Raw genomic sequence first — 9442 nt, 5'->3', positions numbered from 1 at the left:
CCTCGCCGCAGTGAAGCTATCAGCGCGTCGCGTGTTTCGCGGGGATCGATCAGCTCGTCGAAACCCATGTGCTCGGCGGAGCGGTAGGACGCCTGCAGCTCCGCATCGCGCAGTTTCGCGGTGAGGTCGTCGCCGGCGTGCGACGCCTTACTCAACGCCGCCGCGCTCATCGCGCCCATCGTCGCACCGGGATAGGCGAAGGTCGCGCCCTGGCCGTCAAAGCTCAACAGCGACATGACCATCGAGCCGAACCCATACGCCTTGCGCAACGTGACATGCAATTTCACGGTGCTGGCCGCGGTCTGCGCGGCGAACATCCGGGCACCGGCCCGCAGCACGCCGCTGCGCTCGGACCGGCTACCGGGCAACATGCCGGGATTGTCGGCGAGGAAAACGATTGGGAGGTGAAACGAGTCGGCCACCATGATGAAATGCGCCGCTTTGTCCGCGGCGTCGGCGTCGATCGAGCCGGCCAGCACCTGCGGCTGGTTGGCCACCACCGCGACCGGGTGGCCGCCCAGATGGGCCAGCCCGCAGATGATTGCCCTGCCGAACCGCGGCTGCACCTCGAACCAGTCCGGCCGGTCGAAGATCACGTCGAGCACTGCGCGCACGTCGTAGACGCGGCGATTGTCACGCGAGATGATCTCGGTCAACTCCGGTGTCTGCCGCGGCCGCGTCGTCTCGTCATCGGGCAGCGGCGAGGGGTATGACCATGCACTGGACGGGAAGTACGACAGGTAGCGGCGGATGTCGTCGAGGACGGTTTCGTCGTCCTCGGCGACATTGTGGATCACCCCGCTGGGCAAGGCGACGTCGGGCCCGCCGAGATCCTCCTTCGAGATGTCTTCTCCGGTGGATTCTTTGACGACGGGAGGCCCTGCCGTGAAGATGGCGCCGTGCGCGCTCATGATTCGGAAATCGCACACCGGCGCCACCAGCGCACCGTGCCCGGCCGACGGACCCAACACCGCGGCGACGGTGGGGACCCGGCCCGAACATTGCGCCTGAGCGAGTAGATCGGTCGGCGAACGCCCGTAGTGCCCGCCGGTGGGTCGAAAGCCCGCACCTTCGAGCAGCATCACCAACGGAATCTTGTCGCGCAGCGCCAGTTCGGCAATGCGGTAACGCTTGGAGTTCCCGCCGGGCCCAATGCTGCCGGCCAGTGTGGTGAAGTCTTCGGCTCCGACCATCACCGGCGAGCCGTTGATCAGGCCGGACCCGACGACGATGCCGTCGGCGGCGGTCTCACCGCCGACCAACGTGCCGAGTTCGCGAAACGTCCCCGGGTCGAGAAGGTGATCGATGCGCGCCCGGGCATCCAGCTTGCCCTTGTCGTGGTGCTTGGCCAGTCGTGCCGGACCGCCCATCGCCCGGGTGTGCCGGCGGCGACGTTCGAGGTCGTCGAGCGTCTCCTGCCAGTCGGGGGGCTTCGTCATTGGCACGTCCTCACTCGTCGGCCGCCACCTACTGAAGTGCTTACTGTAGCGTCTGCCAGGCACGCCGCTATCGACATTGACCCTACCGAATTGCTTACTGTAGCTTCACGAGTATGACGCTGGAGCGCTCAACACAAGCGCGCGGCCTCAAGGTCGACGGCGGCGTCTTCACCGACCTGGCTCGCGTGCCGGAGCTGGCGCGCGAACTCGAGCAGCGGGGCTACGACGCGTGCTGGACCGGCGAGATCAACCATGATCCCTTTCTGCCGCTGCTGTTGGCCGCCGAACACACGACGCGACTCGAGCTCGGCACCAGCATTGCGGTGGCATTCGCGCGCAACCCGATGATCGTTGCCAACCTCGGTTGGGATCTGCAGACCTACTCGCAGGGCCGCTTCATGCTGGGGTTGGGTACCCAGGTCAAGCCGCACATCGAGAAGCGATTCAGCATGCCCTGGAGCCATCCGGTGGCCCGGATGCGCGAATTCGTGCTTGCGCTGCATGCGATCTGGTCGGCGTGGAAGGACGGCACCCGGCTGCGGTTTGAAGGCGAGTTCTACACCCACAAGCTGATGACGCCGATGTTCACGCCCGAGCCGCAACCCTTCGCCGCGCCCAAGATCTTCATTGCCGCGGTCGGTGAGGCGATGACCGACATGTGCGGTGAGGTCGCGGACGGCGTTCTGGCACATGCCTTCACGACGCGGCGGTATCTGCACGAGATCACCATGCCCGCGGTGCAGCGTGGCCTGCAGCGCTCGGGTCGTGATCGCAGCGCGTTCCAGGTTTCCTGTCCGGTGTTCGTGGTCACCGGCAACGACGACGCCGAAATGAGTGCCGGCGTCGCCGGTGTACGCAAGCAGATCGCGTTCTACGGGTCGACGCCGGCATACCGCAAAGTCCTTGAACTGCACGGCTGGGGTGACGTGGCGACCGAACTGCATCAGCTGTCGCTGCAGGGGGAATGGGACGCGATGGCGACGCTGATCGACGACGAGATCCTGAACGCGTTCGCCGTGGTCGCTACGACGGACAAACTTGCGGCCGCGCTCAAGGACCGCTGCGACGGCGTCATCGACCGGGTGATGCCGTCGTTTCCCCGAACCGTTTCCGCAGACACCGTGACCGCGGTGTTGCACGAGTTGCGTCGATGAGGAGCTGTCCATGAGCACACCGACGATGGATGACGCCGCCAAGGTCCTTGCCGACCCGCTGGCATACACCGACGAGCCGAAGTTGCATGCGGCACTGGCGCATCTGCGGGCCAATGCCCCGGTCTCCCGGGTCGAGGTGCCGAACTACCGGCCGTTCTGGGCGATCACCAAACATGCCGACATCATGGACATCGAGCGCGACAACACGCTGTTCACCAACTGGCCACGCCCGGTCCTGACCACGGTGGAGGGCGACGAGCTGCAGGCTGCCGCGGGGGTGCGCACGCTGATCCACCTGGACGATCCGCAACACCGCGTGGTGCGAGCGATCGGCTCGGATTGGTTCCGGCCCAAGGCAATGCGGGCGCTGAAGGTCCGGGTCGACGAGCTGGCCAAGCACTACGTCGACAAGATGTTGGCGGTGGGCCCTGACTGCGATTTCGTCCAAGAGGTCGCAGTGAACTACCCGCTGTTCGTGATCATGTCGCTGCTGGGGATCCCCGAATCCGACTTCCCGAGAATGCTCAAGCTCACCCAGGAGCTGTTCGGCAGCGACGACCGCGAGTTCAAGCGCGGCAGCAGCAACGAAGATCAACTGCCGGCCCTGCTCGACATGTTCGGCTACTTCAACGGCGTCACCGCGTCGCGTCGCGAACACCCGACCGAGGACCTGGCGTCCGCTATCGCCAACGCCCGCATCGACGGCGAGCCGTTGTCGGATATCGAAACGGTGTCCTATTACCTCATCGTCGCCACTGCCGGCCACGACACCACCAGCGCGACCATCTCCGGCGGCCTGCATGCCCTGATCGAGAACCCCGGCCAGCTGCACCGGCTGCGCGACGATCTCGACCTGATGCCGCTGGCCACCGAGGAGATGATCCGATGGGTCACTCCGGTCAAGGAGTTCATGCGCACGGCGTCGGAAGACACCACGGTGCGCGGGGTGCCGATCGGGGCAGGGGAGTCACTGCTGCTGTCCTACGTGTCGGCCAATCGGGATGACGAGGTCTTCGCCGATCCATTCCGTTTCGACGTCGGCCGTGACCCCAACAAGCATCTGGCTTTCGGCTACGGCGTGCACTTCTGCCTGGGGGCCGCGCTGGCCCGCATGGAGGTCAACAGCTTCTTTTCCGAATTGCTACCGCGGCTGAAATCGATTGAGCTGAACGGGGATCCACAGTCCGTGGCGACGACGTTCGTCGGTGGTCTCAAGCACCTGCCGGTCCGATACTCGCTGCGCTGAGCGAACTTGGTCAAGCAGCGTCGCACCGTCGCGAAGTGTGTCGGCTGCCGCCGATTGTGTCTAGGGTTCGTTAACGGCCACCGCAATGTCGCTGTGGTCGATGGTATGGGGAGCGGCTTGTGATCACATTGGACCGCTTGGTGAATGTGTTGGGCGATTACGGAGTCCGCCTGAATTGGTCAGCTGTGCCGCGGACGACGGAATTGCGCAGCGTCGTCATCCACGAGACCACGGGTAACCGCGTCGTTGTCGGCGATGTCTTGTTGGCCATCGGTGCCGACACGGCGACTCAAGCTGTGCAGTGGGCAGTCTCGGCTCGGGCCGCCGTCGTGCTACTGCGCGCCGACGGTCAGGAGGTGACTTTCGAGGGTGCCCCCGAAGCTCTCGCGATCATGGCTGTCGACGCGGCGATGGCCTGGAGTGAAGTGGCGGCGGTCGTCTACGGGCTGGTGCTAGAGGGCCGCGAGACAGCGTCCGGCCGTGGTCCAACCGATTTGTTCGCACTGGCGGACAGCCTGGCCGACGCCATCGGCGGTGCAGTAGTCATCCACGATGTGCTGTTGCGTGTGTTGGCCTATTCGAGGCAGCAGCAGCACGCCGACTCCGCGCGGGCGGCGACAATCCTGGAACGACAGACGCCCGAACAACTGCGCGGATTGTTCGAGGCCCGTGGAGTCTTCGCCCACCTGGCGGTCTCCGACGAACCACTGTTCGTCGCAGCGGAGGCTACCCATGGCATGAACGGGCGCATGGTGGTGGCGGTGCGCTCGGGACGAGAACTCGTCGGGTCGGTGTGGGTCGCATGTTCGGCGCCACTGCAAGGCGGCGCGCTCAGCGCCTTGGCCGATGGCGTGCACACGGTGGGCCTGCACCTCCTGCGGTCACGAGCCAGCGCGGACCTGGAGCGCCAGATCGAGTCCGAACTGGTGATCCGGTTGCTGGAGGGCACCCCTGACGCCGCCACTGTGGTCAGCAGGCTGGGCCTACCACATAGCCAATTGCGGGTGATCGCACTCCAAGCGTTCGCCGGCGCCGAGCGCGATGCCCCGCTGCTGTTGGCTTTCGAGCGCGCCACCACCGGGTTCGGTTGGTCACGTCCAGGCCGCAGCGCCTTGGCGGCCAACACCGTCTACACCGTGCTTCCCGGCGACCAGGTAGCGGCGGCGCGACATTGGATCACCGGTTTGCGGGCAGCCCTGCCTGCACGGGTCACGGTGTTGGCCGGCATCAGCGGGGTGGCCGAGGTGGCGGAGCTCGCCGCCGCCCGCGACGAGGCCGACGAGTGCCTCGCGCTGCACGAGGTGACGTCCCGGCCCACGCCACCTGCCTACGACGAGTCATGGGATGAAATCCTGCTGCAGCGGTTGCGCACCGCATCGCGGTCGGGTCGTTCCCCGAATCGTGGGCCGGTGGCCGAGCTGCGCCGCCACGACCGCGCCCACGAGACCGACTACGTGGCGACATTGCGGGCCTGGCTGGAGGCCCAGGGCGACCCGATCGAGGCCGGCGAGCGTTTAGGAGTGCACGAGAACACGGTGCGAAACCGGCTGCGCAAGATGGCCGAGATCACCAACCTGGCATTGGACGACGCCAGAAAGCGGCTGGCCATGATGATCGAACTCGCCGCCACCGACATGGATTAGCCGGCGGCGCTGTCGAACCGCAACAAAGCGCGGGCCCGCCGTTGTGCCGCTGCGGCAATGCGCGCCGTGGCCATACCCACCACCATGGGGGTGATAGCTATCCACCGACAGGACATATCCGATGACCACCCCGCATCCCGACCATCAACGCCTTACCGGCCACCGGCTGGACGAGGACGCCGCGATGGACACCTTCACGCTGCGCTTGCCACGGTGGCGGTTTCTGCGGCTGTTTGGCCGCAACCCGCTGGTACGCACCGGCGATCGGATCGAGGCACTGGTTTTGGTGTTCGCTGTTGTCGTATCGCTGCTGGCCGCGTTGATCGCCGCCGCCGCGGGCACCGCGGTCTATGACTCGCGGAGCCACCTGTACGCCGCCCAAGCCGAGAATCGGCGCACCGTCACCGCCACCGTCACCGGCGACAAGTTCGTCCGCCACGATACGTTCGGCCGGACCGTCACCGTGCCTGCCCGATGGTTTGCTGCCGGAGCCGAACACACCGGCGCAGTCTCGGCGCCTCCTAAAGTCAAGACGGGCGATTCGATTGACATCTGGGTGGCTGAGGACGGTTCCCACATCGGCCCACCGCTCAGAACCGCCTTCGACGCAGCGGTGGCAGCAGCGGTCGCGATCTGGTTCGGCGTGGCCATCGCTGCAGCGGCGTTGTACGCCGGCACCCGGATACTCCTCAATCGGGCCCGCCACGCCAGGTGGCAACGGGAACTGGCTGTCCTCCTGACCGCAACCGACAGCGATCGATGAGGATCTCGGCCAGCAGTGCGGGTTCGCTGATCATCAAATCGTGACACGTGTCGACGGGTATCAGTGTCTGCACACCGCCGAGCGCGGCGATGCTGCGCAGTTGCGTGCGTCGAAAAAGTGCGTGATCCCGCAGGGTCAGGATCCAGGTCCGTGGAACATCGTCGGGCAGGTCACTGCGATCGACAGGTTCGGTGATGATTGTCGCTGCCTCGGGGTGCATCCGGGATAACGTGTAGCGGCGCTGCGCGCGCGTCATACCGTTGCAAAAGATCAAGGCGCTGAGCGCATTCGGCGTTGTCGCCGGCGGCTTTCTCAGCCGAACGGCCCGGCGCACGTACCACGCCAGCGGCCCAGCGAGGGTGTCGACGATCGCCTGGCCTTGCACGGGTAGACAAGATGCCGCCAAGATCATCTCCCGCACTCGCGCGGAGCCCAGCGTGGCGACGATCCCGGGTACTGTCAGCCCGGCAAGCGAGTGCCCAACGACGATCACGTCGCGCAGTCCGGCGTTCTCGATCTGCCCGACCGCCGATCGCACGCAGTCGGCAATGCTCACCATGGTCAGATCCCCGGGTGTCGCGCCGTGGCCGGGCATGTTCACGGCCAGCACCGGCAGCTGCGGTGCGCGTCGACGCAATTCGTCGATGGTGAGCTCCCAGCAATCCGCCGAGTGCTCGCCCCCATGGACGAGAACCAGGCCCGGCGAACGCACGGATGTCCTCCCGGGAAAGCGAAGCTACACCACTCCGAAATCGATGATGCCCCGGACGATTTCACCGTTGAGCAAGTCGTCATATGCGTCGTTGATGTCGTCGAGGCGGTAACGCTTGGTGATCATCTCGTCGAGCAGCAGCTGGCCGTTCTGGTAGAGCCTGGCCAGCCGGTCGATGTCTGCCTTCGGGTTGCACGAGCCGAATATGGTGCCCGCCAGCGTTTTGTTCATCAGGATGAAGTCCTGCAGATCGATCTTGACCGACCGGGTCAGCTGCGAGGTCATCCCGGTGAGCACGCAGGTGCCGCCCTTGCGGGTCAGTTGCACGGCATCGCGGACATCCTCGGGAGTTATCAACGACGGCGAAACCACAACGGCATCGGCCATCACGCCGTAGCTCAGACCCCGCACCAGATCAAGTGCCTCGGCGACCGTTGCGGTGCTGTGCGTAGCACCGAATCGCAACGCCGACTTCTGTTTGAACTCAACGGGGTCGACGGCGACGATCTGCGCGGCGCCGTTGATCCGGGCACTCTGTATCGCGGCCGTGCCGATGCCGCCGACGCCGATCACGACGACAGTATCGCCGGCACGCATATTGGAGCGGTTGGCGACGGAGCCGTAGCCGGTCGGGATCGCGCACGACAGTAAAGCGCTGGGCGCCAACGGCAGATGTTGCTCGATTTTCACCAGTGAATTCGTGGAGACCACCGTGTGTTCGGCGAAGGTCCCGACCTTGGCGATGTGGCCGAGGTCCCGGCCGTCGGCGGTGTGGTGACGGAATGTGCCGTCTGTGGGCATGCCCGGGATCATGGTGCCGATGCCGACGTCGCAGAGGTACTCGATTCCGCTTGCACACCAGCGACATTGGCCGCAGACTGCGACGAAAGACATCACCACGTGGTCGCCCGGTGCGAAATCGGTGACGCCGTCGCCGACTTCGCGCACGATGCCCGAACCCTCATGCCCGCCGATCATCGGGAACATCGTGGGCAACCCGAGAGACCGCATCACCTCGTTGGGCGCCGACATGTCGCCCTTGAGGATGTGGTCGTCGGAGTGGCACAACCCGGCGGCGGCCATCTCCACGAGGACCTCACCGGCTTTCGGGGCGTCCAGGTCGAATTCCTCGACGGACCACGGGCCGCCGACATCGTGCAGGATCGCCGCGCGGCTTTTCATGACACCGCGGTGAAGGTGACGGGAAGCTTGTTGGGCGATCGGAAGATGTGTCCGACGATCTTGGCCTCCTCGCCGGTGCCGTCGTCGGCAACGAACGCCAGGTCCTTGACGCCGTCAAGCAGGCTGTTCAGCATCACCCGCGTTTCCAGCCGGGCCAGGTGCATGCCCAGGCACATGTGGATTCCGCCGGCGAAGGCGATGTGCGCATGGCGCGGCCGGTCGATGTCGAACGTGTTGGGGTCGGGCCAGCGACTCTCGTCGCGGTTGGCCGAGCCCATGCACATGTCGACCTGCGCACCGGCCGGGATTGTCTTGCCGCCCATTTCGACTTCCTCGGTGGTGGTCCGCATGACCATGGTCAGCGGGGTCTCCACCCGCAGGCCCTCCTCGAACGCGACCGGAATCAAGGACCGGTCCTGCCGGACCATCGCCAACTGCTCGGGATGGGTCAGCAAAAGGTAGAGCAGGTTGCCCGAAGACCGGTAGGTGGTCTCCAGGCCGGCGGGCAGCAGCAGGCGCAAGAAGGCGATGATGGCCTCGTCGGTGAGCTTCTCGCCGTCGATCTCCGCGGCGACGAGGTCGCCGATGATGTCGTTGGTGAGTTTGCGGCGACGCTGCTCGACCTGGTCGAGGAAGTAGCCGTGCAACTCGTTGGCGGCGGTCAACCCCGCCATGATGTCGGTCGAGATCGAGATGAGGTCTAGCGACAGCCGCCGGAACATATCCAGATCCTCGCGGGGCAGCCCCAGCAGTTCGGAGATGATCCGGGTCGGAAACTCGAACGTCAGCGCTTTGACCAGATCGGCGTGACCCTCGTCCTTGATTTCGGCGATCAGCTGGTCGCAGACCGGCCCGATCACCGACGGCTCCCAGCGTTCCAGCGCGGTCGCCCGGAACGCCTTGGCCACCAGGCTGCGATGGTCGTGGTGCTCCTTGCCGCCCATCGCCAGGATGGTGTGACCCATCACCAACCCGATCGTCTTGTCGTAGGCAGCGGAGGTGAAGACGCGGTCGTCGCGGAACCCGCGGAACACGTCGTCGTAGCCGAACAGCACCCACTCGTCGCTCGGCCGCAGTTCCTCCGGCATCTGTTCGGCATCCATGAAGGAGCCGTGCCAGACCGGATCGGTGCGCCGCATGTATTCGAAGAAGTGATAGGGGCTGGTCTCCCCGGTGGTGTCGAGGGTGACGGGCTGGTCGTCGGGATCGGTGCGCAGCGTCATTGCCGCTCCTTCGGGCTGCCGGGAATCTCGCTATCATAATATAAATAGCAACGAAGCCCAATGGCTTGTGGTGGTTACCG

General features: G+C 65.5%; 8 protein-coding genes. 4 read left to right on the top strand and 4 right to left on the bottom strand.

The features are described from left to right. The coding region (locus VGG53_RS06555) for an acyl-CoA carboxylase subunit beta (protein ID WP_331517199.1) at positions 1-1439 on the bottom strand (1439 nt) is incomplete at its 3' end. A gap of 113 nt (positions 1440-1552) precedes the next feature. On the opposite strand from VGG53_RS06555, the gene VGG53_RS06550 reads away from it, so the two are divergent. From VGG53_RS06550 to VGG53_RS06535, 4 genes are all read left to right on the top strand, one after another. Then, positions 1553-2593, top strand: coding sequence for an LLM class F420-dependent oxidoreductase (locus VGG53_RS06550; RefSeq protein WP_331517198.1), 1041 nt, complete (start codon positions 1553-1555; stop codon positions 2591-2593). 25 nt (positions 2594-2618) lie between these two features. Beyond that, positions 2619-3839, top strand: a complete 1221-nt coding sequence (locus tag VGG53_RS06545; protein ID WP_331517202.1) for a cytochrome P450 — start codon at positions 2619-2621, stop codon at positions 3837-3839. A 119-nt stretch (positions 3840-3958) separates the two neighbouring features. Further along, a complete protein-coding gene (locus tag VGG53_RS06540; protein ID WP_331517197.1) occupies positions 3959-5482 on the top strand; it encodes a helix-turn-helix domain-containing protein in 1524 nt (507 codons plus the stop codon). Between the two features lie 121 nt (positions 5483-5603). Further along, a complete protein-coding gene (locus VGG53_RS06535; RefSeq protein ID WP_414688900.1) occupies positions 5604-6245 on the top strand; it encodes a hypothetical protein in 642 nt (213 codons plus the stop codon). Here the strand turns inward: VGG53_RS06535 and VGG53_RS06530 are convergent. Genes VGG53_RS06530 through VGG53_RS06520 form a run of 3 tightly spaced genes read right to left on the bottom strand, consistent with a single transcriptional unit; the run spans position 6172 to position 9362 of the window. After that, positions 6172-6957 (bottom strand): alpha/beta fold hydrolase, encoded by a 786-nt coding sequence (locus tag VGG53_RS06530; RefSeq protein ID WP_331517196.1) that lies wholly within the window; start codon positions 6955-6957, stop codon positions 6172-6174. The genes VGG53_RS06535 and VGG53_RS06530 overlap by 74 nt on opposite strands. A 24-nt stretch (positions 6958-6981) precedes the next feature. Then, positions 6982-8139, bottom strand: coding sequence for a Zn-dependent alcohol dehydrogenase (locus tag VGG53_RS06525; RefSeq protein WP_331517195.1), 1158 nt, complete (start codon positions 8137-8139; stop codon positions 6982-6984). After that, positions 8136-9362, bottom strand: coding sequence for a cytochrome P450 (locus VGG53_RS06520; protein WP_331517193.1), 1227 nt, complete (start codon positions 9360-9362; stop codon positions 8136-8138). The genes VGG53_RS06525 and VGG53_RS06520 overlap by 4 nt, the downstream gene beginning before the upstream one ends. Positions 9363-9442: the final 80 nt, after the last annotated feature.

The sequence above is a fragment of the Mycobacterium sp. genome (genome assembly GCF_036490025.1).
In the GTDB taxonomy this organism is placed as follows: Bacteria; Actinomycetota; Actinomycetes; order Mycobacteriales; family Mycobacteriaceae; genus Mycobacterium.
Note: the sequence above shows the minus strand (reverse complement) of the source record. Positions and strands in the feature narration are given on the sequence as shown.